Source organism: Pseudomonas sp. S3_A09 (genome assembly GCF_054668065.1).
In genome coordinates this window covers 3,435,677-3,456,933 of record NZ_CP162752.1, presented here as the reverse complement: position 1 = coordinate 3,456,933, position 21,257 = coordinate 3,435,677, and the positions used below count along the sequence as shown (strand labels likewise).

24 protein-coding genes, 5 tRNA genes and 1 pseudogene are annotated in these 21,257 nt (G+C 60.8%); 10 read left to right on the top strand and 20 right to left on the bottom strand.

Annotated features, from left to right (window positions below; genetic code table 11):
• Positions 1 to 46: 46 nt before the first annotated feature.
• The 4 genes and pseudogenes from AB4N92_RS16145 to AB4N92_RS16130 form a co-directional block, all read right to left on the bottom strand.
• Positions 47 to 352, bottom strand: coding sequence for a DUF6388 family protein (locus AB4N92_RS16145; protein ID WP_010213230.1), 306 nt, complete (start codon positions 350 to 352; stop codon positions 47 to 49).
• A 145-nt stretch (positions 353 to 497) separates the two neighbouring features.
• Positions 498 to 570, bottom strand: a tRNA-Thr gene (locus AB4N92_RS16140).
• 48 nt (positions 571 to 618) lie between these two features.
• Positions 619 to 2,020: pseudogene (locus tag AB4N92_RS16135) on the bottom strand (O-antigen ligase family protein).
• A gap of 35 nt (positions 2,021 to 2,055) precedes the next feature.
• The gene (locus tag AB4N92_RS16130) at positions 2,056 to 2,478 is read right to left on the bottom strand and encodes a pilin (protein WP_021491914.1); all 423 of its coding nucleotides are present in this window, start codon (positions 2,476 to 2,478) and stop codon (positions 2,056 to 2,058) included.
• Between the two features lie 193 nt (positions 2,479 to 2,671).
• On the opposite strand from AB4N92_RS16130, the gene AB4N92_RS16125 reads away from it, so the two are divergent.
• From AB4N92_RS16125 to yacG, 4 genes are read left to right on the top strand one after another with little or no spacing between them, the layout of a single operon-like run.
• Complete coding sequence (locus AB4N92_RS16125) at positions 2,672 to 3,880, top strand: type II secretion system F family protein (RefSeq protein ID WP_236266878.1); 1,209 nt, start codon at positions 2,672 to 2,674, stop codon at positions 3,878 to 3,880.
• Positions 3,877 to 4,743, top strand: coding sequence for a prepilin peptidase (locus tag AB4N92_RS16120; protein WP_236266879.1), 867 nt, complete (start codon positions 3,877 to 3,879; stop codon positions 4,741 to 4,743). Before AB4N92_RS16125 ends, AB4N92_RS16120 begins: the two co-directional genes overlap by 4 nt.
• The gene (coaE, locus tag AB4N92_RS16115; RefSeq protein WP_010213235.1) at positions 4,740 to 5,363 is read left to right on the top strand and encodes a dephospho-CoA kinase; all 624 of its coding nucleotides are present in this window, start codon (positions 4,740 to 4,742) and stop codon (positions 5,361 to 5,363) included. Before AB4N92_RS16120 ends, coaE begins: the two co-directional genes overlap by 4 nt.
• Positions 5,360 to 5,560 (top strand): DNA gyrase inhibitor YacG, encoded by a 201-nt coding sequence (yacG, locus tag AB4N92_RS16110; protein ID WP_003188437.1) that lies wholly within the window; start codon positions 5,360 to 5,362, stop codon positions 5,558 to 5,560. Before coaE ends, yacG begins: the two co-directional genes overlap by 4 nt.
• Here the strand turns inward: yacG and AB4N92_RS16105 are convergent.
• The 3 genes from AB4N92_RS16105 to AB4N92_RS16095 all read right to left on the bottom strand — a co-directional run bounded on the left by AB4N92_RS16105 (position 5,557) and on the right by AB4N92_RS16095 (position 7,001).
• On the bottom strand, positions 5,557 to 5,772 hold the full coding sequence (locus AB4N92_RS16105; protein ID WP_003171680.1) for a hypothetical protein: 216 nt from the start codon (positions 5,770 to 5,772) through the stop codon (positions 5,557 to 5,559). The genes yacG and AB4N92_RS16105 overlap by 4 nt on opposite strands.
• 75 nt (positions 5,773 to 5,847) lie before the next feature.
• Positions 5,848 to 6,537 carry an energy-coupling factor ABC transporter permease gene (locus AB4N92_RS16100; RefSeq protein ID WP_236266880.1) on the bottom strand — a complete coding sequence of 230 codons (690 nt, stop codon included), beginning with the start codon at positions 6,535 to 6,537 and terminating at the stop codon, positions 5,848 to 5,850.
• Positions 6,534 to 7,001, bottom strand: a complete 468-nt coding sequence (locus AB4N92_RS16095; protein WP_010213240.1) for a hypothetical protein — start codon at positions 6,999 to 7,001, stop codon at positions 6,534 to 6,536. The genes AB4N92_RS16100 and AB4N92_RS16095 overlap by 4 nt, the downstream gene beginning before the upstream one ends.
• 103 nt (positions 7,002 to 7,104) lie before the next feature.
• Between AB4N92_RS16095 and AB4N92_RS16090 the strand changes: the two genes are divergently transcribed.
• From AB4N92_RS16090 to AB4N92_RS16080, 3 genes are read left to right on the top strand one after another with little or no spacing between them, the layout of a single operon-like run.
• Positions 7,105 to 7,734 carry a DUF1780 domain-containing protein gene (locus AB4N92_RS16090; protein ID WP_010213242.1) on the top strand — a complete coding sequence of 210 codons (630 nt, stop codon included), beginning with the start codon at positions 7,105 to 7,107 and terminating at the stop codon, positions 7,732 to 7,734.
• Positions 7,735 to 7,788: 54 nt separating this feature from the next.
• Complete coding sequence (locus AB4N92_RS16085) at positions 7,789 to 7,962, top strand: DUF3094 family protein (RefSeq protein WP_010213243.1); 174 nt, start codon at positions 7,789 to 7,791, stop codon at positions 7,960 to 7,962.
• 60 nt (positions 7,963 to 8,022) lie between these two features.
• On the top strand, positions 8,023 to 9,321 hold the full coding sequence (locus AB4N92_RS16080) for an NAD(P)/FAD-dependent oxidoreductase (RefSeq protein WP_042571057.1): 1,299 nt from the start codon (positions 8,023 to 8,025) through the stop codon (positions 9,319 to 9,321).
• A 192-nt stretch (positions 9,322 to 9,513) separates the two neighbouring features.
• Here the strand turns inward: AB4N92_RS16080 and AB4N92_RS16075 are convergent.
• From AB4N92_RS16075 to rluD, 7 genes are all read right to left on the bottom strand, one after another.
• Positions 9,514 to 9,590: transfer RNA gene (locus tag AB4N92_RS16075), tRNA-Pro, on the bottom strand.
• Between the two features lie 94 nt (positions 9,591 to 9,684).
• Positions 9,685 to 9,760: transfer RNA gene (locus AB4N92_RS16070), tRNA-Lys, on the bottom strand.
• A 5-nt stretch (positions 9,761 to 9,765) separates the two neighbouring features.
• Positions 9,766 to 9,842: transfer RNA gene (locus tag AB4N92_RS16065), tRNA-Pro, on the bottom strand.
• Positions 9,843 to 9,852: 10 nt separating this feature from the next.
• Positions 9,853 to 9,928 (bottom strand) — tRNA-Asn (locus AB4N92_RS16060).
• A 300-nt stretch (positions 9,929 to 10,228) separates the two neighbouring features.
• Positions 10,229 to 12,793: an ATP-dependent chaperone ClpB gene (gene clpB, locus AB4N92_RS16055; RefSeq protein ID WP_010213245.1), complete on the bottom strand. Its 2,565-nt coding sequence runs from the start codon at positions 12,791 to 12,793 to the stop codon at positions 10,229 to 10,231.
• 130 nt (positions 12,794 to 12,923) lie between these two features.
• Positions 12,924 to 13,649, bottom strand: coding sequence for a peptidoglycan editing factor PgeF (gene pgeF, locus AB4N92_RS16050; protein WP_021491919.1), 726 nt, complete (start codon positions 13,647 to 13,649; stop codon positions 12,924 to 12,926).
• Complete coding sequence (rluD, locus tag AB4N92_RS16045) at positions 13,646 to 14,608, bottom strand: 23S rRNA pseudouridine(1911/1915/1917) synthase RluD (protein WP_010213248.1); 963 nt, start codon at positions 14,606 to 14,608, stop codon at positions 13,646 to 13,648. Before rluD ends, pgeF begins: the two co-directional genes overlap by 4 nt.
• A gap of 149 nt (positions 14,609 to 14,757) precedes the next feature.
• Here rluD and AB4N92_RS16040 point away from each other — a divergent pair, with 149 nt between their 5' ends.
• On the top strand, positions 14,758 to 15,783 hold the full coding sequence (locus AB4N92_RS16040) for an outer membrane protein assembly factor BamD (RefSeq protein ID WP_010213249.1): 1,026 nt from the start codon (positions 14,758 to 14,760) through the stop codon (positions 15,781 to 15,783).
• A 124-nt stretch (positions 15,784 to 15,907) separates the two neighbouring features.
• On the top strand, positions 15,908 to 16,141 hold the full coding sequence (locus AB4N92_RS16035) for a PP0621 family protein (RefSeq protein WP_010213250.1): 234 nt from the start codon (positions 15,908 to 15,910) through the stop codon (positions 16,139 to 16,141).
• Here AB4N92_RS16035 and thiO read toward each other — a convergent pair.
• From thiO to pilV, 5 genes are all read right to left on the bottom strand, one after another.
• Complete coding sequence (gene thiO / locus AB4N92_RS16030) at positions 16,128 to 17,237, bottom strand: glycine oxidase ThiO (RefSeq protein WP_010213251.1); 1,110 nt, start codon at positions 17,235 to 17,237, stop codon at positions 16,128 to 16,130. The genes AB4N92_RS16035 and thiO overlap by 14 nt on opposite strands.
• Before the next feature lie 62 nt (positions 17,238 to 17,299).
• Entirely contained in the window at positions 17,300 to 17,701 is a 402-nt protein-coding gene (locus AB4N92_RS16025; RefSeq protein WP_010213253.1) for a type IV pilin protein, read from the bottom strand.
• An 11-nt stretch (positions 17,702 to 17,712) separates the two neighbouring features.
• Positions 17,713 to 18,243 (bottom strand): pilus assembly PilX family protein, encoded by a 531-nt coding sequence (locus tag AB4N92_RS16020; protein WP_010213254.1) that lies wholly within the window; start codon positions 18,241 to 18,243, stop codon positions 17,713 to 17,715.
• Positions 18,244 to 18,250: 7 nt separating this feature from the next.
• Positions 18,251 to 18,958, bottom strand: a complete 708-nt coding sequence (locus tag AB4N92_RS16015; protein ID WP_045791323.1) for a PilW family protein — start codon at positions 18,956 to 18,958, stop codon at positions 18,251 to 18,253.
• Positions 18,955 to 19,440, bottom strand: a complete 486-nt coding sequence (gene pilV / locus AB4N92_RS16010) for a type IV pilus modification protein PilV (RefSeq protein ID WP_010213257.1) — start codon at positions 19,438 to 19,440, stop codon at positions 18,955 to 18,957. Before pilV ends, AB4N92_RS16015 begins: the two co-directional genes overlap by 4 nt.
• Positions 19,441 to 19,632: 192 nt before the next feature.
• Here pilV and AB4N92_RS16005 point away from each other — a divergent pair, with 192 nt between their 5' ends.
• Positions 19,633 to 20,214, top strand: coding sequence for a GspH/FimT family pseudopilin (locus tag AB4N92_RS16005; protein WP_236267276.1), 582 nt, complete (start codon positions 19,633 to 19,635; stop codon positions 20,212 to 20,214).
• On the opposite strand, the gene ispH is transcribed toward AB4N92_RS16005, so the two are convergent.
• Positions 20,168 to 21,115: a 4-hydroxy-3-methylbut-2-enyl diphosphate reductase gene (gene ispH / locus AB4N92_RS16000; protein ID WP_010213261.1), complete on the bottom strand. Its 948-nt coding sequence runs from the start codon at positions 21,113 to 21,115 to the stop codon at positions 20,168 to 20,170. The two genes, AB4N92_RS16005 and ispH, sit on opposite strands and share 47 nt — an antisense overlap.
• Between the last annotated feature and the right edge of the window lie 142 nt (positions 21,116 to 21,257).

The following is a 21,257-nucleotide window of genomic DNA, read 5'->3' as shown; positions in this document are numbered from 1 at the left end:
GCGCCTTGACTGCAGGAGCGAGCTTGCCCGCTCCTGCAGACTGCTTCTAAACCACCAGGTCATTCATCTCGCAATATTCTTCCCATTCGACACCCAGCACTTCGGCCGCCTCTTTATGCAAGGCCAGTCGCGCCGCTTCGAACGCTTCCGGTGTCGAGGTGTACTTGAGGGTCAGCTCCCAGGGCTGATAGCCCTGGCTCTCGGCCTCATCCTCAAATGCCCACTGGATCTGGTCACGCTGATCATCGGCGCTCAGGTCCTTGATCTCTTCTTTCAGCTGCGGCGTGTCCTCAAGGTACTTCTTGAGTGCTTCTTCGTGCCGAACTTCCTGGGTCATTTCAGTCGTGGTCATGTTGTTCTCTTAGATCGAGGAATGGGGATGCATCTGGGTCATCAAGGTTGCGCAGATACAAAAGAGCGGGCGCAAATACCAGCTCGTCTGGCCTTCAGAACCATTCTGGGATCAACTGAAAACAGTACTGCCTTTGTTGCCTTTTTGCCCGAGACAGGAATCGAACCTGCGACCTTCGCGTTACGAGTGCGCTGCTCTACCGGCTGAGCTACACGGGCGGTGGGCTAAAGCTAGCACCGCATCGAGAGTCCGGCAACTTGCCGCCGTCAGCGGGCAATCACACCTTGGGCCCAGAAGCGTGGTTGCAGGTAATCGCCATGGGCGTCCAAGTACTGCTGCTGGGCCTGTTTGAAGTGCGGCACATCGCGCAACGCAATAAAAATCAGCAGACCAACGGCCAACACGCTCAGTGCTTTCCACGCCGCCCAGGCCCATGATCGTTCGACCGCTGCCGGAGCTCGCCATACGTGCAACGCCATCAGCCAACCCACCACCAGCGCCAGCCAGACCTGGGAGTTGGGCATCACAATCACACCATCGACCATGGACTGCACTAACGCACCCACCAGCGCCGCAAACAGGCAGAGCCGCAACAGGTCTGCACGCTCGGCGCTCAGCGCACGCTTACGCAGTACACCGAACGTTGCCCAGCCCCCTCGCCAAGCCAACACCGCAACGCACAAAGCCGATGGCCCCCCCCCACTCACTGGTCCATTGCAGGATGGCCTGGTGGGGATGAGCGGCAATACTGTTGGGGATATCAGCGAAATGCATCGGCCCGAATCCCAGCCAAGGCCGCTCGACGAGCATATGCCAGGCCTGCCACCAGATCGGACCACGCCCCGACAAGGAGGTGGTGAGGCGATCGCTGGCGGCATTCGCGATCTCGATTCCCAAATGATCCGCCAACACCTTAAACACCAGCCAGTACAGCAACAATCCACCCAGCAGTGCGGCCAACTGCCAACCCAACCAGCGCCGCCCCCATGGTCCCAGCACCGCCAACACCACAGCCGCGACGCCCATGCCCAGCCAGGTGCCGCGCGTGCCGCCCCCCACTGCGATCAGCCACCACACGCACAGCAGCGTAAAAGTCGCGGCCTTGAGTGAGCGAGACAGTGTGGGGATCAACAAAGGAAGCGCCAGCAGCGGCAAGGTGAATGTCTGGAACTGGCCGTAGAAACGCTTGTTGGAAAAGCCGGACAGCAACGCGTCAGGGTCCAGCACCCGCTCGGCGCTGATGAACGCCAGGGCACCCGCATAGGTGTATTGAATCGACTTGATCAGGCACAACAGCACCACAAACAGGATCAAGGCACGGTCCAAAGGCTCGCCGCCCTGGCGTCGCAGCAGGGCAAATGCCACGGCAATCGCGCCGCACCCAACAAACACCGCCACTTCAGCAAATGCCCACAGCGGCTGGTGAGCCCGCATCGACGACATCAGGCCCAGCCCGATGATCAGCGCCAGACCCAAGGCTGTGGGCCGGTCAACCAGCCGTTCAACGCGGGCGACCGACAGCCCATACAGCACAGCGCAAGCCCCGATGCCGATCTGCATCACCCGTTGCAGATCATGCCCACTGAAGGGAGCACAAATTCCGAAAAGCAGCAGGCACATCACTGCGACCAGAAAAACACTGCCACGCTGCTCTACGAATAACCCCATCGGTCACCTCAACTTCCCTGTGGAGGGTTTAACAGTTAAGCGCCGTCGGCGCCGCAGCCCTTGGCGACATATTTTGCGTCAGCGGTGGTGGTGCATGTCCAACCCGTGGCGGCATTGCGTGTCAGGCTGATGGTCTTGCCGAGCACCGGTGCCGGGGCATCCAGTATTTCGCAACTGATGGAACCCGCGCCCGTGGCAACGTCCCCTGTCACGTCAATCTTGCAGTTGGCTGTCGGGCTGGTGCCGCCGATCAATGCCAACGTGGGGACCGTGCCCTGGTTGAGGGTGTCTTCATAACCAGGCTTCAACGCGGTAATTTCAGCCAGGCCGGCGGTGAACTTGGCCTTGGCCTGGTGGGTGGTGTACATGGGCAGGCCGATGGTGGCCAAAATGCCGATGATTGCCACGACGATCAACAGCTCGATCAGGGTAAAACCTTTTTGACGTCTCACATTCACTCTCCAGGATAGAACTCATGACAAGGCGCGTCCTGCGCCCCGTGTTGTACAGCGGCGCCAGTGTACTCATCCGCAGGCGCTCAATCGCGCACAAGACGCACATTCTGACATTTTATCCGCCACTGCCAGCCTGTCAGAATCCGTCACCTGACTACGCTATAAAGCTTCGACGACCTCTGTGCGGAACCGTGACATGGACAACGCTTCAACGCTCTACGCCTGGGAAGGCATCAACCGCAAAGGACGCAGGGTGTCCGGGCAAACCACCGGACACAACCCTGCCCTGGTGAAGGCACAGTTGCGAAAACAGGGCATCTGCCCAGGGCATGTGCGCAAAAAATCCCCAGTGCTGTCGAGCCTGGCAGCCTCGATCACATCAACCGACATCACCCTGTTCACTCGCCAACTGGCCACCCTGCTGAAGGCCGGTATTCCGCTGCTGCAGGCCTTCGACATCATCGCTGAGGGCTTCGACAACCGCGCCTTGCGTGAGCGTGTGCAAGGGTTGAAACAGGCCATCGAAGCCGGCACCAGCCTTGCCGAGGCGCTGCGCAAGCAGCCGCGTTGTTTCGACGAGCTGTACTGCAACCTGGTGGCCGCCGGCGAACAGGCCGGAGCACTTGAAACCTTGCTGGAGCGCGTGGCGATCCACCGGGAAAAGAGCGAGCAGCTAAAGACGAGGATCAAAAAAGCCATGACCTATCCGATCACCGTGCTGGTGGTCGCCAGCCTCGTCACCGGCGTGCTGCTGGTCCACGTCGTGCCACAGTTCCAGAACCTGTTTGCCGGGGTCGACGGCAAGCTGCCGGGTTTCACCCTGCAGGTCATCGGCCTTTCCGAGTTCATGCAGAAAGCCTGGTGGGCCGTGGCGCTGGGCGGTCTTGCGGGAGGCCTGGGGCTGCGCGAAGCGTATCGGCGCTTGGCGGATTTCCGTCTATGGCTGGACAGCTGTTTGTTGAAAGCGCCCGTGGCAGGCAAACTGCTGAGCAAATCCGCCGTGGCCCGCTTCGCCCGCACACTGTCCACCACGTTTGCCGCCGGCGTTCCGTTACTGCAGGCACTGGATTCGGTGGCCGGTGCCGCCGGTTCCGGGCCATTCAGACGGGCAATCGAACAGATGCGACGCGATGTAGCGACTGGCATGCCATTGAACCAATCCATGCTCACCAGCGGCCTGTTCCCCGGCATGGCGATCCAGATGACAGCCATCGGCGAAGAGTCGGGCACACTGGACCGCATGCTGGAAAAGGTCGCCAACCATTTCGAGGCCGATGTGGACAACCTGGTCGATCACCTCACCCACCTCATGGAGCCCCTGATCATGGTGGTCCTGGGAGGCATTGTCGGCGCATTGGTGATCGCCATGTACCTGCCAGTCTTCCAGTTGGGGAGCGCATTTTGAGCCTGCTGTTGGCCGGACACCCCTGGGCTTTTGTTGCGCTGGCGGCGCTGCTGGGCCTGATCGTCGGCAGCTTTCTCAACGTGCTGGTGTGGCGCCTTCCAACGATGCTCGAACGGGAATGGCGGGCCCAGGCGCATGAAGTGCTCGGCTTGCCCGCTGAGCCTGCCGGCCCGACCTACAACCTGATGCACCCCAGTTCCTGCTGCCCACACTGCAATCATCCGATACGTCCGTGGGAAAATATCCCACTGCTCAGCTACCTGTTTCTGCGAGGCCGCTGCGCCCATTGCCAAAGTGCGATCAGCGCCCGTTATCCGCTCACTGAACTGGCGTGTGCGTTGATCTCAGCCTGGGTGGCCTGGCGTTTCGGCTTTGGCTGGCAGGCGGGCGCAGTGCTGGTGCTGAGCTGGGGATTGTTGGCGATGAGCCTGATCGATGCAGACCATCAGCTGTTGCCGGATGTGCTAGTGATGCCGCTGCTGTGGCTGGGGCTGATCGTCAACGGGTTCGGCCTGCTGACGACACTGCCCGATGCCTTGTGGGGTGCGGTCATCGGGTACATGAGCCTGTGGAGCGTGTTCTGGCTGTTCAAGCTGGTCACCGGCAAGGACGGCATGGGCCATGGCGACTTCAAGCTGCTGGCCTTGCTCGGCGCCTGGGGGGGCTGGCAGATCCTGCCCATGACCCTCTTGATGTCGTCGCTGGTGGGTGTGGTCGTGGGCTTGATCCTGATGCGCCTGCGCAAGTCCCACGCGTCGGTACCGATGCCATTTGGTCCGTATCTGGCGATTGCCGGCTGGATTGCATTGCTCTGGGGTGGTCAAATAACCAACTTCTATTTGCAGTCTGTCGGTTTCAGATGACCACTCCTGTTACAACACCCTGGATTCTCGGCCTCACTGGTGGCATCGGCAGCGGTAAAAGCGCCGCGGCCCAGCACTTTATCGACCTTGGCATCGACCTGGTGGACGCCGATCACGCCGCCCGCTGGGTGGTCGAGCCTGGACGGCCGGCACTGGCGCGCATCGCCGAGCACTTCGGTGCTGGCGTGCTGCATCCCGACGGCCAGTTGAACCGCGCCGCCCTGCGCAAGCTGATCTTTGAAGAACCCGAAGAGCGCCGCTGGCTCGAAGCCTTGCTGCACCCGTTGATTGGCGAGGAGATTCGCAGCCACCTGGCGCGCGCGAAGTCGCCTTACGCGATATTGGTGTCGCCGCTGCTGATCGAGTCCGGCCAGTACAGCATGACCCAGCGCATCCTGGTGATCGATGTGCCGCAGTCGCTGCAGATTCAGCGTACCCTGCAGCGCGACGGCATCAACGAGCAACAGGTGCAGGCGATCCTCAAGGCTCAATCCAGCCGCGAAGACCGCCTGAACCATGCCGATGATGTACTGGTCAATGACCGGGACCTTGCCTGGCTGCACAGCGAGGTCGAGCGACTGCACCACTTTTACCTTACTTTGCGTGGAGGCCGATCATGAGCCAACCCTTGACCGTCGACTGCCCAACCTGCGGCGCACCCGTGGAATGGAAAGCGACCAACCTCAACCGGCCGTTCTGCTCGGACCGCTGCAAGCTCATCGACCTGGGCGCCTGGGCTGCTGAAGAACACAAGATCCCCGTGGCCCCGGACGCTGAAGACGAGCTGTTTTCCGAAGACCTGCCACCGCGCCACTAAGGGCGCATAAAGGCGTATTCCTGCTGGTCGTCGAGGTTCTCTGCAAGGTATTGCAGCTCGTCGGCCAGGTCTTCGAAACTGCGCACACCTTTGCTCTGCTGCACCACCGCGCTGAGCATGGCACGCAAGGTCAGGCCCGGGTCAAAACCGATTTCCTGTGCCGCGTCCTGGCTTCTGCGCAATTCCTGCCGTGCCCACTCGTACACACTCATGATTCGTGCTCCCGCCTTGCCTGGAAAAATTTCGCTGAGCATGGCCCTGCTTGGGTGGGTGGGATTTGATCTGGGTCAACGCTGTGAATCGTCGTCCTTCCAGGGGGCGGACAGGTAGCGCGTGCGGTTGAAGGTCTCCAGCCATTCCGGGCAAAACACCACCAGCGCGCTGATAACCATGCCGTTGATGAAGGCTTCGGGAAAGATGATCAGCCACAGGTAGCCGACAAAATCCTCCAGCCATTCCGGCAGGGCAAAACGGCCGTCGAACCACAACATTCCCAGTCCGAGCACCAGGCAGAGCAAAGCCGATAACGCGGCGGCGAAAAAACCGGAGCAGAAAATATACACGAAGGGATTGCGCGGTTGCGCCCGCTCGACCAGCAACGCGCAGGCTTCCGTGACCAGCACCGGCAGCCCAATAAGCAGCAGGCCGTTGACGCCCAGGGCTGCGAGGTCCTGGCGTCCCAGCGCCATCAAACCCAGCTGGGCGGCAAAACCGCCCACGATCGCCAGGGGCCAATCGAGCAACAGGGTCACGGCGGTCATGCCGATAAAGTGGTAGGACACGCCGGTATCGAAATCCCGCCGTACCAGCCACAGCATGAACAAGGCGAACACAGTGCCAAACAGCAAATGCTGGCGCCGCCGGTCGGCAAACAGTTCGACCCAAGGTGAACGCAAGATGGCCCAGACTACCAGGGGCACATACAACAGCCAGCCGGCCCCGAGTGTTGCCGGCGCCAACACCGCGGCGCTGATCACGGCTTCACCTGCTCCAGGGCCTGACGCAGTTCGGCGGCAGAACTGTAGGCGTGCTCGGCGACCAGCTTGCCGTTATCCAGTTGCAGCCACAGCACTTTATCCACAGGCCCCGGATAACGCGGCGCAATGCGTGCGTCACGGTCCAGCATGACCCGGTAGTTGTAGGACTGCATGGCCGGTACCGCGAACAGCTTGGCGATCAGGCGCGGCATGCGCTGGATATCGGCAACAAACACGGCATGTCGTGCCTCAAGGTAGCCTTTGGGTTGGCCCTGCAGCGCTGCATCCACCTGCTTGGCGGCGTCCATGCCACGCGCAACGAGCAGGACCTGCGCCTGGTTATCCAGGGTGTAAGCCTGATCGAATTGATCCAGCAGGGTCCAAGGGGCCAGGCGCTCGCCCACTTCAACCGCCTGGGCCCCCACAGGCAACAGAGCCAACAAAAACACCGCTAGAATCTTCACTGCACACTCCTCTTACCCGGTGGAACGCTCGAGTGCCCAGTCTACACCGAGCTTTTGCAGCGGGACTTCCTGCGGTCATCATTTGGGCGCTAAGCTGCTAGCTATGGATGACTCAGATTACTTGCGCCTGCTGACCGTAGCGGCCGAACAAGCCAACGCATTCTTGTCCAATGCCCGCAAATGGGAGCGTGAGCGTTGGGTCTGCCAGCGCCTGCTGCAAGGCCTGAACGTGCCCTACCGTGCCGAAGAATTCCACGCCGCCGGGCAAGAGCCGCCGGACGTGCTGTTTCGCGACGCCAGCTTCGAGGTGTTTTTTGTACTGGATGAGGGCCGCCGCCTGAACGACGAATGGCGCGACGAATTGCTGCGCCGACGCAGCGCGTTCTCCCTGAGCCAACTGGTGCGGCGCGAGGCCAAGCCCCGACGCATCCCGGCCCATGAGTTCTTGTTGCGCCTGGCGCCCACGCTGCGCAAGAAGGCCCATAACTACAAAGAGCGCGGGATGGACCTGGGGGAGCTGGATATCGTCGCCTTCACCAGCCTCAAGCGTGAAGTGCTCGACCTCAACAGTCATTTTCCGCCGCCGACGGAATACCTGCGCCAGGGCTGGCGCTCGCTGTCGCTGGTGGGGCCGACCTTTGCACGGGTGTTGTTCGCCCACCCGGATGCACCGGATTTCTTGCGCAACAACCTGGGCCGCAGCATAGTGTTCGATGTGGGCATCAGCCTCTGAGCCCCCGGACTGTAACGTGGCGCCCTTTTGCAACGTCTACCTGACGAGGCCTTTATGACCAGCCGCCTGAACCCCGATGACCAACAGCATGTCGAAGAGTACCTCCAACTCTCCCAACACCGAGTCGAGCGCAAGCCTTTCCGGCCGTGGCTGCTCCTGGGTGTGGTGCTGATAGTGGTGATCGGCCTTGGCTTGCTGAGCCGACTTTTGAGTTACCTGACGCTATGAGCTGCCTGGCGCTCGCGGGGGTAACTGCTCCGATTTCTTTTAGCCTTGCGAGATATCCCCATGACCCATCGTATTATTATCGTCGGCGGCGGCGCCGGCGGCCTGGAGTTAGCTACCCGCCTGGGTAAGACTCTGGGTAAGCGCGGCACCGCCAGCATCACGCTGGTGGACACCAACCTGACCCATATCTGGAAGCCCTTGCTGCACGAAGTGGCAGCCGGTTCGCTGAACTCTTCGGAAGACGAACTCAATTATGTCGCCCAGGCCAAATGGAACCACTTCGAGTTCCAACTGGGGCGCATGAGCGGGCTCGACCGTGAACAGAAGAAGATCCAGCTGGCCGCCACCCTCGACGAAGAAGGCCGTGAGCTGGTGCCTGCGCGCGTGCTGGGCTATGACAGCCTGGTGATCGCGGTCGGCAGCACCACCAATGACTTCGGTACCGAGGGCGCCGCGCAGCACTGCCTGTTCCTCGACACCCGCAAGCAGGCCGAGCGCTTCCACCAGCAGTTGCTCAACCACTACCTGCGCGCCCATGCCGGGCAGACCGACGTGGTGGAAAAAATCAGCGTCGCCATCGTCGGCGCAGGTGCCACCGGGGTCGAACTGGCCGCCGAACTGCATAACGCCGCCCATGAGCTGGCCGCCTATGGCCTGGACCGCATCAAGCCGGAAAACATGCACATCACCCTGATCGAAGCCGGCCCACGAGTGCTGCCTGCCCTGCCGGAGCGTATCGGCGCGCCGGTGCACAAAACCCTGGAGAAGCTCGGGGTGACCGTGCTGACCAATTCGGCGGTCAGTGAAGTGACGGCCGATGCACTGATCACCACCAGTGGCCAGGTGATCCCGGCCAGCCTAAAGGTATGGGCGGCCGGTATTCGCGCACCCGGTTTCCTCAAGGATATCGATGGCCTGGAAACCAACCGCATCAATCAACTGCAGGTGTTGCCGACACTGCAAACCACTCGCGACGAGAACATCTTCGCGTTTGGCGACTGCGCCGCCTGCCCGCAACCGGGCACCGACCGCAACGTACCACCACGGGCCCAGGCAGCTCACCAGCAGGCCTCGTTACTGGCCAAGTCGCTGAAGCTGCGCATCGAGGGCAAGGACCTGCCGAGCTACAAGTACACCGACTATGGCTCGCTGATCTCGCTGTCGCGCTTCTCGGCGGTGGGTAACTTGATGGGCAACCTCACCGGCAGCGTGATGCTGGAAGGTTGGCTGGCGCGGATGTTCTATGTGTCGCTGTACCGCATGCACCAGATGGCGCTGTATGGCTTCTTTCGCACGGCGATGCTGATGCTGGGGAGCAAGATCGGGCGAGGCACCGAGCCACGCCTCAAGCTCCACTGACAACACGGTCCCGAGTGGGACCTGGTAAATGTGGGAGCGGGCTTGCTCGCGAATGCGGTGGCTCAGCGCCAGACGTGCTGACTGATACACCGCATTCGCGAGCAAGCCCGCTCCCACATTTGTTTTGCGGAGAGTCAAGATTTTCGCGCACAAAAAAAATCCCCGTATCTTTCGATACGAGGATTTTTAATATGGTCGGGGTAAGGGGATTCGAACTCCTGACATCCTGCTCCCAAAGCAGGCGCGCTACCGGACTGCGCTATACCCCGGTAATAAAAAGGCGACCTTTCAGTCGCCTTCTTCGATCAGCGCTTTTGGCCTCTGATCTTAAGATTCGATTCCAGCGTTAACTGGTCTCAAAAATGGTGGGTCGTGTGGGATTCGAACCTACGACCAATTGGTTAAAAGCCAACTGCTCTACCAACTGAGCTAACGACCCAAATATGGTCGGGGTAGGGGGATTCGAACTCCCGACATCCTGCTCCCAAAGCAGGCGCGCTACCGGACTGCGCTATACCCCGATATTGAAATTGGCTCCGTGACCAGGACTCGAACCTGGGACCCAATGATTAACAGTCATTTGCTCTACCGACTGAGCTATCACGGAACTACATATTTCAAAGTACTACGTTACTGCTTACTACCTTCTCTTCGACTTGTCCGTATCGCTACGTTCATGTGTCTGAGGCGCGCTATTCTACAATCTTAAAAACCCCTGTCAACCCTTTAAATTGCTTTTAAGACAATGATTTGCGCTTGTTTCTGATTTCTTCTTGGGGAGAAGAAACCCGTGGGCTGACGTTGCTGCGGGGCGCACTTTACAAGCCTTTGCCTTACAGTTCAACGCCCTATCGAAAAAAAAGGCCCCGCAATGCGGGGCCTTCTCTTATTACCCAACAGACGGGGCTTAGTGGAAGACGATTTCGTCGTTTTCCACGGTCGCCTCGACACTGGTGCCCGGCATGAAGCTGCCCGACAGGATCAACTGCGCCAGCGGGTTTTCGATCCAGCGCTGGATCGCACGTTTCAGCGGCCGTGCGCCATACACGGGGTCGTAACCTACCGCGATCAGCTTGTCCAACGCCTCGCTGCTCAATACCAGGTCCAGCTCGCGCTCGGCCAGGCGGCCACGCAGGCGGCCCAACTGGATCTCGGTGATGCCCGCGATCTGATCACGTGCCAGCGGCTCAAAGATCACCACTTCGTCGACCCGGTTGATGAATTCCGGGCGGAAGTGGCTGGTCAGCGCATCCATCACGGCAGCGCGCTGGCCCTCACGATCACCCACCAACTCCTGGATCTGCGCCGACCCCAGGTTGGACGTCATCACGATCACCGTGTTGCGGAAGTCCACGGTACGCCCGTGGCTGTCCGTCAGGCGGCCGTCTTCCAGCACTTGCAACAGGATGTTGAACACATCCGGGTGCGCTTTCTCGACCTCATCCAGCAGGATCACCGAGTAAGGCTTACGCCGCACAGCCTCGGTCAGGTAACCGCCCTCCTCGTAGCCCACATAGCCTGGTGGAGCGCCGATCAAGCGAGCCACCGAATGTTTCTCCATGAATTCGGACATATCGATCCGCACCATGGCCTCTTCAGTATCAAAGAGGAATTCGGCCAAGGCCTTGCACAGCTCGGTCTTACCCACGCCGGTCGGGCCGAGGAACATGAACGAACCGCTCGGACGGTTCGGGTCGGACAACCCGGCCCGCGAACGCCGTACCGCGTTGGACACCGCCACCACGGCCTCTTCCTGGCCGATCACGCGTTGGTGCAACAGGCTTTCCATCTTCAGCAACTTGTCGCGCTCGCCTTCGAGCATTTTCGACACGGGAATGCCGGTCCATTTGGAAACGACTTCGGCAATTTCTTCCTCGGTTACCTTGCTGCGCAGCAACTGGTTCTCAGGCTTGCCGTGCTGGTCGACCATTTGCAGGCTGCGTTCCAGGTCGGGGATCACCCCGTACTGCAACTCGGCCATACGGTTCAGGTCGCCTTTACGGCGTGCGGCTTCCAGCTCCTGGCGGGACTGCTCGATCTTTTGCTGGATCTGGGCCGAACCCTGCACTTCGGCTTTTTCCGAGGTCCAGATTTCTTCCAGGTCCGAATACTCGCGTTCCAGACGGACGATTTCTTCCTGGAGTTTTTCCAGGCGTTTCTTCGCCGCGTCGTCTTCTTCTTTCTTCAGGGCCTGGGACTCGACTTTCAGTTGAATCAAGCGCCGATCCAGACGGTCGAGTACTTCCGGCTTGGAGTCGATCTCCATGCGGATGCGGCTGGCTGCCTCGTCGATCAGGTCGATGGCCTTGTCAGGCAACTGACGGTCAGTGATGTAGCGATGGCTCAATTTGGCCGCCGCAATGATCGCGCCGTCGGTGATGGCCACCTTGTGGTGGACCTCATAACGCTCTTTCAGGCCACGCAGGATCGCGATGGTGTCTTCTTCGCTCGGCTCTTCCACCAGCACTTTCTGGAAGCGACGCTCAAGGGCCGCGTCCTTTTCAATGTACTGGCGATATTCGTTGAGCGTGGTAGCACCGACGCAGTGCAGCTCACCCCGCGCCAAGGCTGGCTTGAGCATGTTGCCGGCGTCCATGGAGCCCTCGCCTTTACCGGCGCCGACCATGGTGTGCAGCTCGTCGATAAACAGAATGATCTGCCCTTCCTGCTTCGACAATTCATTGAGCAGGGATTTCAGGCGCTCTTCGAACTCGCCTCGGAACTTGGCACCGGCAATCAGCGACCCCATGTCCAGGGACAGCAGGCGCTTGCCTTTGAGGCCATCCGGCACTTCACCATTGATGATGCGCTGGGCCAGGCCTTCGGCAATCGCAGTTTTACCCACGCCCGGCTCACCGATCAGCACCGGGTTGTTCTTGGTACGACGCTGCAACACCTGGATGGTGCGACGGATTTCATCGTCACGGCCGATCACCGGGTCAAGCTTGCCCTCTTCGGCGCGCTTGGTCAGGTCGACGGTGTATTTATCCAGGGCTTGGCGCGACTCCTCATGGTTGGGGTCGTTCACCGCGTCGCCGCCCCGCAGGTTGTTGATGGCATTTTCCAGGGCTTTCTTGCTCACGCCCTGGCCCAGCAACAACTTGCCGAGTTTGCTGTTCTCGTCCATGGCAGCGAGCAGCACCAGTTCGCTGGAGATGAACTGGTCGCCCTTCTGCTGGGCCAGACGGTCTGCCTGGTTGAGCAGGCGCGCCAGGTCCTGGGACATATTCACGTCGCCGGTCGGGTTTTGGATTTTCGGCAGTTGGTCGAGTTCTTTGCTCAACTCCTTGCGCAGGCTGTTGACGTCGAAGCCCACCTGCATCAGCAAGGGTTTGATAGAACCACCTTGCTGCTCCAGGAGCGCCTGCATCAAGTGCGCAGGCTCGATGGCCGGGTGGTCGAGGCCCACGGCCAGGGATTGAGAGTCAGACAGTGCCAACTGTAATTTGCTGGTTAAACGATCAATACGCATTAGTCACCTTCCTTTTGAGCAGGCCGGAGCTATAAAACATCCTGAATGAAGAAACCTGCCAGATACCCTTATAGATGGGGTGGATTCTGGGAGTTTCAAGCGACAGGGAGTTGACGCAGATCAGATGAGTCTAGCGTTCCAGCCAGATAAGGGAGGCAAACCGACCGGTGCGAGGGCTGCGCCGGTAGGAAAAGAAGCGTGGGTCGGTCACGGTGCACAACCCTCCACCATAAACAGCCGTGACGCCGCGTGCAGCCAGGCGCAGACGGGCCAGCTTATAGATGTCGGCCATGAACTTGCCGGGGTTACGACTGGGCACAAAGGCTTCGGCGGTGATCGGCAGCTGCAGCATGAAGGCTTCACGCACTTCCGGACCGACCTCAAAGGCTTGGGGACCGATTGCCGGGCCCAGCCATACCAATACTTGGTCTGGTTCGGTGTCGAGGCTCTCGAACGCGGCTTCCAGCACACCCGCCGCCAGGCCACGCCAACCGGCATGGGCCGCCGCCACGCGAGTGCCGGCGCGGTTGCAGAACAACACGGGCAGGCAATCGGCGGTCATGGCGGTGCAGGCGATGCCTGGGGTGCTGGTCCAACTGCCATCGGCTTCGGCGATGCGCGCAGGATCAGCCTCGACCACGTTCACGCCATGAACCTGGCGCAACCAGGCCGGCTGAATAGAAAAGGCCTCAGTCAGACGACGGCGATTCTCAAGGACGGCCTCCAGGCTGTCCTCGACATGATCGCCCAGGTTGAGGCTGTCAAACGGCGCCAGACTGACGCCGCCCGCACGGGTGGTGACGCAGGCTTTCACCTGAGCCGGCGCAGGCCAGTCAGGAATCAGCCAGTCACTCATCCGATAAACGCCTCGCGATCCTGCTTGAGCAGCGACAACAACCAGACGAGGTCGTCCGGGAGAGGCGATTCCCAGCTCATCCGCTTACCGCTCGTCGGATGATCCAGTTCCAGGAAGCGCGCATGCAGTGCCTGGCGTGGGAAGTTTTTCAGCGAATCAACCATGGTTGCACTGGCCGCCGGCGGAATACGGAAGCGACCACCGTAGGCAGGATCACCGACCAACGGGAAGTTGATGTGCGCCATGTGCACGCGAATCTGGTGAGTACGGCCGGTTTCCAGCTTGACCCGCACATGGGTGTGGGAACGGAAACGCTCCAACACTCGGTAGTGGCTGACGGCCTGCTTGCCGCCCTCCATTACCGCCATACGCTGGCGCTGCTGGCCATGGCGACCGATCGGGGCGTTGATCTTGCCGCCCGCCACCACCACGCCGATCACGATGCACTCGTAGATCCGGCTGACGCTGCGGCTCTGCAATTGTGTGACCAACTGCGTCTGCGCCTGAATGGTCTTGGCCACCACCATCAAGCCGGTGGTGTCCTTGTCCAGACGGTGCACGATGCCGCAGCGCGGGACGTTGATGATGTCCGGCACGTGGTGCAACAAGGCATTGAGCAAAGTGCCATCAGCGTGCCCAGCGGCCGGGTGAACCACCAGGCCCGCGGGTTTGTTGATGACCAGGATGTCGTCGTCTTCATAGACGATATCTAGCTCGATGTCCTGGGCGACCCATTCTCCCTGGGCTTCCTGCTCGGCAGTCAGCTCAAGAATCGCACCGCCATGGACTATGTCTCGCGGGCGGATAACCGCTCCATCCACAGTCAGGCGGCCGTCTTTGATCCAGGCGGAAAGGCGCGAGCGCGAGTGCTCAGCGAATAATTGTGCGGCGACTTGATCGAGGCGTTGGCCGCCCAATTCGGACGGCACCTCTGCGCGAAGTTCAATTTTATCGGACATGCTCAGACTAGGCGTGGCACAGCCTTTGGTTTCGGCTGCGCGCTTGTGGTTAAATACGGCGTCTTTTGCCCCGAGGCTTTCAACGGGGCGCTCATCATAACAGGACGGCCCCGCCCAAGACAGCGGCCGTCATAGGGACGCAAGCCGCCATGCAAGTGAAACACCTGCTGCTGATCGCCATCCTCGCCATGACTGCTGCTTGCTCGTCAACAAAGGAAGTCGTCGACGAAAACCTGAGCGAAGTCGAGTTGTACCAACTGGCTCAGAAAGACCTGGACAATAATAGCTTCACCAGCGCCACAGCCAAGCTGAAGGCACTGGAGTCGCGCTATCCGTTCGGGCGCTACGCCGACCAGGCACAGCTCGAGCTGATCTACGCCAACTACAAGAACGCCGAGCCGGAAGCTGCCAAGTCCGCCGCCGAGCGTTTCATTCGCCTGCATCCGCAGCACCCGAACGTCGACTACGCCTACTATATGAAGGGCCTGACTTCGTTCGACCAGGACGTCGGCCTGCTGGCGCGCTTCCTGCCGCTGGACATGACCAAGCGTGACCCGGGCGCTGCCCGCGACTCCTACAACGAGTTTGCCCAGCTGACCAGCCGCTACCCGAACAGCCGCTACGCGCCCGACGCCAAGCAGCGCATGATCTACCTGCGCAACCTGCTGGCTTCCTATGAGATCCACGTGGCTCACTACTACCTGACCCGTCAGGCCTACGTAGCTGCCGCCAACCGTGGTCGCTATGTGGTAGAGAACTTCCAGGAAACCCCCTCCGTGGGTGACGGCCTGGCCGTGATGACCGAGGCTTACCAGCGTCTGCACCTGGACGAACTGGCCAGCACCAGCCTGGAAACCTTGAAGCTCAACTACCCGGATCACCCAAGCCTGAAGGACGGCCAGTTCGTGCCTCAGGTTGCCGAAGCCGACAACCGTTCGTGGCTGAGCAAGTACACCCTGGGCCTGATCGAATCCCGTCCACCGCTGCCGCCGGGCGAAACCCGCGCCAACCAGGACGTGATCAAGCAGTACCAGGACGCCAAGGACGCCATTCCTTCGGACCTCAAGCCCCACGACGAGAACGGCGACGTGATCGAAGAGGAAGAACCGCAGGCCCTGGGCAACAACCAGGACCGTTCGTGGTTCAGCTACATGACCTTCGGTGTGTTCGACTGATTGCACCTGCCGTCATCAAAAAGGAGCCTTTCGAGGCTCCTTTTTTGTGGGCGGTATTATTGCGCTGTGCGCCTGGCACGTCCTTGGCTAAACTGGCGCATTCCTTGTCGAGAAACTGCCCATCATGCTTCGTCTACTGTTCTGGATTGCCGTCATTGCCGCCGCAGTATGGTTCTGGCGCAAATTCAAAAGCCCGGCCGCCAAGCAGCAACGCGCCAGCGAGCCTGACGCTGCCCTGATGGTGCGCTGCGCCCACTGCGGCGTGCACCTGCCGCAGGATCGCGCCTTGAGCTCGCGCCAGGAGTGGTATTGCACCCAGGCGCATTTGGAGCAAGGGCCGAAGTCTATCCAGCGTTGATCCGACCTTCGGGCGCATAAGGCGCGGGGTCGATGATCGGCGCACGCTCCAGCAGCAGATCGGTAAACAACTGGCACGACGCCGGCGCAAGCACCAGGCCATTGCGGTAATGGCCGCAGTTGAGCCACAAGCCCTTGAAGCCCGGCACTTGGCCGATGTAAGGAATACCTTCCGGCGAACCTGGGCGCAATCCGGCCCAATGCCCAACCACCTCGGCGTCCGCCAGCGCGGGAATCAACTCCACCGCCGAGGCCTTGAGGCTTTCCAGCGCCGTTTCAGTGGGGGTCTTATCGAAGCCTTCATGCTCCAGCGTGCTGCCGATCAGGATGTGCCCATCACGTCGGGGGATCGCGTAACGCCCCTTGGCCAGGACCATGCTCGACAGGAAATCCGAAGCGCATTTGTACAGGATCATCTGGCCCTTGACCGGTTCGACCGGCAGCGACAGGCCCAACGTACCAAGCAGCTCACCGCTCCAGGCGCCGGCCGCCAGTACGACCTGATCGCCGAAGATCGCCCCATCAGCAGTGCTCACCCCCACTACATTGCCCGCATCCAGCAAAAAACCCGTCACTTCACATTGTTCGTGAATGGTCACGCCGGGCAATGTCAGCAGTGCCGCCTTGAGGGATTTGACCAGACGCGGGTTGCGCACATTGGCGACGTTAGCCATGTAGATCGCATTGGCGTACCCGCCACCCAACACCGGAACGGCGTCATGGGCGGCCGACACGTCCACTTTGCTCAATGGACGGCCTTCGCGCGCAGCCCAGGCCAGGGCCTCGGCTTCATCGTCCAGGTCCAGCCAGTACAGGCCCGTGGTATGAACCTCTGGGTCAACACCGGTCTGCGCAAACAGGCGCTGCGCCAACTGTGGATAAAAGTCCTGGGACCAATGGGCCAGCGCAGTGACAGCGGGGCTGTAGCGCCACGGATACAGCGGCGAGACAATACCGCCGCCCGCCCAGGAGGACTCCTGCCCCAACCCCGCGCGCTCCAGCAACACCACTGCTTGCCCTTGGGTCGCCAGGTTGAACGCCGTCAACAAGCCGATGACCCCGCCACCGACAATCACTACCTGCTGTTGCTCTGCCATCATTTGATCCAGCCGATAAAAAGGAACAAGCGCACCTGGCGCCCAGTCATCCCGCACCCTCATCATTGCCCCCAGCACTGCCTGCGCGAGATGTCAGGTGCAGCGCCCGGATTGGTCCTCGCGCCGGTGCTGGTCAGGCTAAACGCGCCGCAAAGGTCGCCGGTCATGACCGAGTCGACGCCAGGCGTAGCCACCAGCTGGAAATCCTGAGGGTTCAATGCTGCGGTGATTCTATAGCGATCGTTGCCCGCACTGACGCCGCTTGCATCAATAAAAGTGCCGCTCCTCGTATAAAAACGTTCCAGATGCTGAGCCTGGTCGGTCAATAACGCGACGATTTCAGCGCGATAGACCTTTTTCATATGGCCGGTGTAGCCGGGGTAAGCAATCCCGGCCAGCACCGCGATGATGGCCACGGCGATCAGTAACTCGATCAGTGTAAAACCCCGGCTGTCCATGCCCATTTCAACGCTCCTTATTGAAGTTGCCGCCAGGCCACCCGCCGGAAACGCGAGCCGCCCTCTTCTTCTACATGCGCATAGACGCTCTCCAGCACCGTGCGCAATTGGCCGCTCAACCCGACAGCCGTCACTCGATACACGTCGGCCACGGTTTGTGGTGGTAAATGCGCCAGCCCCACCGCGCCCCCCAGGGCTTGAACGCCGAATAGACCGCCGTCCAGTGCAGTCCAAGTAATGCCCGACACAGGGTCCACCCCAGCCCCAACCACCGAATAGGCGGCGGCCGGCGGTGCACAGGTGACAATCGACCGGCACGGCGGCAGCGTCGCAAATAACCGCTGCACCACCGACTCCCCACGCCGCAAGCCACTCTCGGCGCTTTGCAGCGATTGATTACGGTGCCAGAGACTGGCGGTGACCTTTTGCTGGCTGACCGCCCCTTGCATGGATGACAGACCGATCAGCGACAACAGCAACAACACCACCAGGCTGATCAGCAGCACCATGCCGGCCTGCCGCAGACGAATAGGCTTTTGAAGCATCATGTCAGCCCTACCCCAGACGGTTACGCAGTGCCGCCACGACGCTGTAGGTTTGATCCTTCACGCGCTCGGTCGGGTCTCGCAGCGTCATCAGGATGCGCACGCTGCGTATCAAGGACAGGTCCGCCGGGCTTGCGTCGTAGCGCGCCACCTGCGTGGAAGACGGTTTGGCGGCCATGCCAAAGCTGATATCAAACCCTTGCACGTTATCCACCAACACCGCCTTGGCAGGCGCCGCAGGCGTGCTCACTCTCAATTGGCCCGCTTCGAAGGTGTAGGTGATCTGGCGCAGCGCAAACCTGATGTGTCCAGGGGCAGGCGCAGGCGCATTGCCGGCGTAAGACTGCGCGGTTCCAGTGCAATCGGACAACACCGTCCAGTCAGGCTTGCCACTCTGCTGACCAACATCCGCCGTCACCAGCGACAGCGACTTCACACCCGCCTCAGCCTTCCAACTGACAGGCTGATCAAAGGCTGCTGGAGCGTCGTCGATAAACGCCGTGGCCAGGCAGCCAAACATGCCCGCCTGGCGAATGTCCTGGACGATCTTGCCCAGCACGAACCGCGCATCGTCCTGCAGCAACATCGCCGCCTGCTGGCTGGCATGGGTGGCTCTGGAACTAATCACCACCTGGCTGACCCCAAGCACCACAACCAAGCCCACAGCCAACGCCAGCAGCACTTCCACCAGGCTGAAGCCCCGAACACGGTGCCTCATTGCGCCCCCCTCGATTCATCGCTGATGCGGCTGGTCAGGGTGAACGTTTCCCGAGCGCCCGGCCTGTTCGCGCCCCGGCTGTCGTCCCAACTGATGCTGACAGTCACCTCACCCGCACTGACCGACACCGAGCCTTTGGCGCTGGCCCCGGCAAAGCCGAGGATATTGGCCTCGAAATCATGCAGGTCCAGATCGCGCACGCTGGCGGATGCGCTGCTGGCCGGAGCACGCTCGGCCCGGCCCCAGGCGTAGTCGACCGCAGAATTGGCGCGGATCCGGTCAAGCATGTCATAGGCAATGAAACTGGCCTGGCTGGTCATTCGGGAACTGTCGGTGTACTTGAGCGCATTGAGCTGGATCACCGCCGTGCCCAACAGGCCAATGGCGAGGATCAATACGGCAACCAGCACCTCGATCAGCGTCATGCCAATTTGGTGCCGAGACAGATCCTGGGGGAAACCGGTGTTGGGGCAGGCAGGCATAACCGTCGTCATCCATGTCGAGGTCCGGAAAAAGCAGGAGAAACCTGCTGTGCGGCCCAAGACTAGCGTCGGTTTTTCGCTCGCGCTGCTCCTGGAACAAAGGGAAATACTTTGGACATGAAGGCCATCATTCGGCGCAATGCACTGGGCGCTATACCTAGGACTGCACCTGAACCCAAGGAGGGACGACACATGCACCAACAAGGTTTCACCCTGATCGAACTGCTGCTCGGGTTGATCGTGAGCGGCATCCTGGCTGGCCTGGCAACCCCCGGTTTCAAGGGGTTGCTGGACTCACAGCAGCGACACGGCGCGGCGCAATCCTTGACCGCAGGCCTGCGCTACGCACGCACCGAAGCCATCGCCCGTAACCAGGCGGTGGTCATTCATGCGCGTGAGAACAGCTGGAGCCAGGGCTGGCGGGTCATTGTGGATGCGAGCGGGCGCGGCCATTTGGATGACGACAACCCAGTGCTGCTGGAGCATCAGGACAATGGTGGAGTGACGGTCGTCGGCAATGGGCCGGTCAAAAACCAGGTGCGCTTCAGCGGATTGGGCGAACCGGTTTTTTCAGGCGGAGGTTTTCGCGCTGGCACCGTGCACGTATGCGCCACAGATCTGGCGCAGAGCCTGTATCAGGTGGTACTGGCACCCAGCGGGCGCATCAGCCTGCGCAGCGAGCGTGCCGAGCAGGCGTTGTGCCGGAGCGACTCCGGCACACAGGTACTCAGAGCAGCGAGCGAACCCGAAGCTCCTTGGGCATGGAGAAGGTGATGTTCTCTTCACGCCCAGCCAGTTCATCCGCACCGGTGGCACCCCAGGCATGCAACTGCTGGATAACGCCGCGCACCAGCACTTCCGGGGCGGAAGCGCCTGCCGTGATACCGATACGCTCGACGCCATCGAACCAGCTGCGCTGCATGTCTTCGGCGCCATCGATCAGGTACGCCGGGGTTGCCATGCGCTCGGCCAACTCACGCAGGCGGTTGGAGTTGGAGCTGTTAGGACTGCCAACAACCAGGACCACATCGCATTCATCGGCCAGTTGCTTGACCGCGTCCTGTCGGTTTTGGGTGGCGTAGCAGATGTCGTCCTTGCGTGGCCCACCGATGGCCGGGAAGCGCGCGCGCAGCGCGTCGATCACGCGGCTGGTGTCGTCCATGGACAAGGTGGTCTGGGTCACGAATGCCAGGCGCTCGGGGTTCTGTACCTGCAGGTTGGCGACGTCTTTTTCGTCTTCCACCAGGTAAATTGCCCCACCATTGCTGGCGTCGTACTGACCCATGGTGCCTTCGACTTCCGGGTGACCGGCATGGCCGATCAGGATGCACTCTCGTCCGTCACGGCTGTAGCGCGCCACTTCGATGTGCACCTTGGTCACCAGCGGGCAGGTGGCATCGAAGACTTTCAGGCCGCGGCCTGCCGCTTCGGTACGTACTGCCTGGGAAACGCCGTGGGCACTGAAGATGACGATCACGTCATCCGGCACCTGGTCCAGTTCCTCGACAAAGATGGCGCCACGCGCGCGCAGGTCTTCGACCACGAATTTGTTGTGGACGACTTCATGGCGCACGTAAATCGGCGGCCCGAAAACTTCCAGGGCGCGGTTGACGATTTCGATCGCCCGGTCCACGCCGGCGCAGAAGCCACGGGGGTTGGCGAGTTTGATTTGCATGCTGTGCCTCGTGTCTTGCAGCGCAAGAAATTGGATCAACTCAACTCTGTAAGAGTAAGCCTCTGTAGGAGCCGGGCTTGCCCGCGATGCAAACGACTCGGTATATCAAGTACGCCGAGGTGACGCTATCGCAGGCATGCCA

Excerpts from the sequence above, each read along its gene's own strand:
- AB4N92_RS16105 (WP_003171680.1), bottom strand. The coding sequence starts at position 5,772 with ATGAGTGTGTACGAGTGGGCACGGCAGGAATTGCGCAGAAGCCAGGAC.
- AB4N92_RS16040 (WP_010213249.1), top strand. The coding sequence starts at position 14,758 with ATGCAAGTGAAACACCTGCTGCTGATCGCCATCCTCGCCATGACTGCT.
- thiO (WP_010213251.1), bottom strand. The coding sequence starts at position 17,237 with ATGGCAGAGCAACAGCAGGTAGTGATTGTCGGTGGCGGGGTCATCGGC.
- rluD (WP_010213248.1), bottom strand. The coding sequence starts at position 14,608 with ATGTCCGATAAAATTGAACTTCGCGCAGAGGTGCCGTCCGAATTGGGC.
- AB4N92_RS16090 (WP_010213242.1), top strand. The coding sequence starts at position 7,105 with ATGGATGACTCAGATTACTTGCGCCTGCTGACCGTAGCGGCCGAACAA.
- AB4N92_RS16005 (WP_236267276.1), top strand. The coding sequence starts at position 19,633 with ATGCACCAACAAGGTTTCACCCTGATCGAACTGCTGCTCGGGTTGATC.
- AB4N92_RS16020 (WP_010213254.1), bottom strand. The coding sequence starts at position 18,243 with ATGATGCTTCAAAAGCCTATTCGTCTGCGGCAGGCCGGCATGGTGCTG.
- clpB (WP_010213245.1), bottom strand. The coding sequence starts at position 12,793 with ATGCGTATTGATCGTTTAACCAGCAAATTACAGTTGGCACTGTCTGAC.
- AB4N92_RS16035 (WP_010213250.1), top strand. The coding sequence starts at position 15,908 with ATGCTTCGTCTACTGTTCTGGATTGCCGTCATTGCCGCCGCAGTATGG.
- AB4N92_RS16015 (WP_045791323.1), bottom strand. The coding sequence starts at position 18,958 with ATGAGGCACCGTGTTCGGGGCTTCAGCCTGGTGGAAGTGCTGCTGGCG.
- pgeF (WP_021491919.1), bottom strand. The coding sequence starts at position 13,649 with ATGAGTGACTGGCTGATTCCTGACTGGCCTGCGCCGGCTCAGGTGAAA.
- yacG (WP_003188437.1), top strand. The coding sequence starts at position 5,360 with ATGAGCCAACCCTTGACCGTCGACTGCCCAACCTGCGGCGCACCCGTG.
- AB4N92_RS16145 (WP_010213230.1), bottom strand. The coding sequence starts at position 352 with ATGACCACGACTGAAATGACCCAGGAAGTTCGGCACGAAGAAGCACTC.
- AB4N92_RS16025 (WP_010213253.1), bottom strand. The coding sequence starts at position 17,701 with ATGGGCATGGACAGCCGGGGTTTTACACTGATCGAGTTACTGATCGCC.
- coaE (WP_010213235.1), top strand. The coding sequence starts at position 4,740 with ATGACCACTCCTGTTACAACACCCTGGATTCTCGGCCTCACTGGTGGC.
- AB4N92_RS16085 (WP_010213243.1), top strand. The coding sequence starts at position 7,789 with ATGACCAGCCGCCTGAACCCCGATGACCAACAGCATGTCGAAGAGTAC.
- AB4N92_RS16125 (WP_236266878.1), top strand. The coding sequence starts at position 2,672 with ATGGACAACGCTTCAACGCTCTACGCCTGGGAAGGCATCAACCGCAAA.
- AB4N92_RS16080 (WP_042571057.1), top strand. The coding sequence starts at position 8,023 with ATGACCCATCGTATTATTATCGTCGGCGGCGGCGCCGGCGGCCTGGAG.
- pilV (WP_010213257.1), bottom strand. The coding sequence starts at position 19,440 with ATGCCTGCCTGCCCCAACACCGGTTTCCCCCAGGATCTGTCTCGGCAC.
- ispH (WP_010213261.1), bottom strand. The coding sequence starts at position 21,115 with ATGCAAATCAAACTCGCCAACCCCCGTGGCTTCTGCGCCGGCGTGGAC.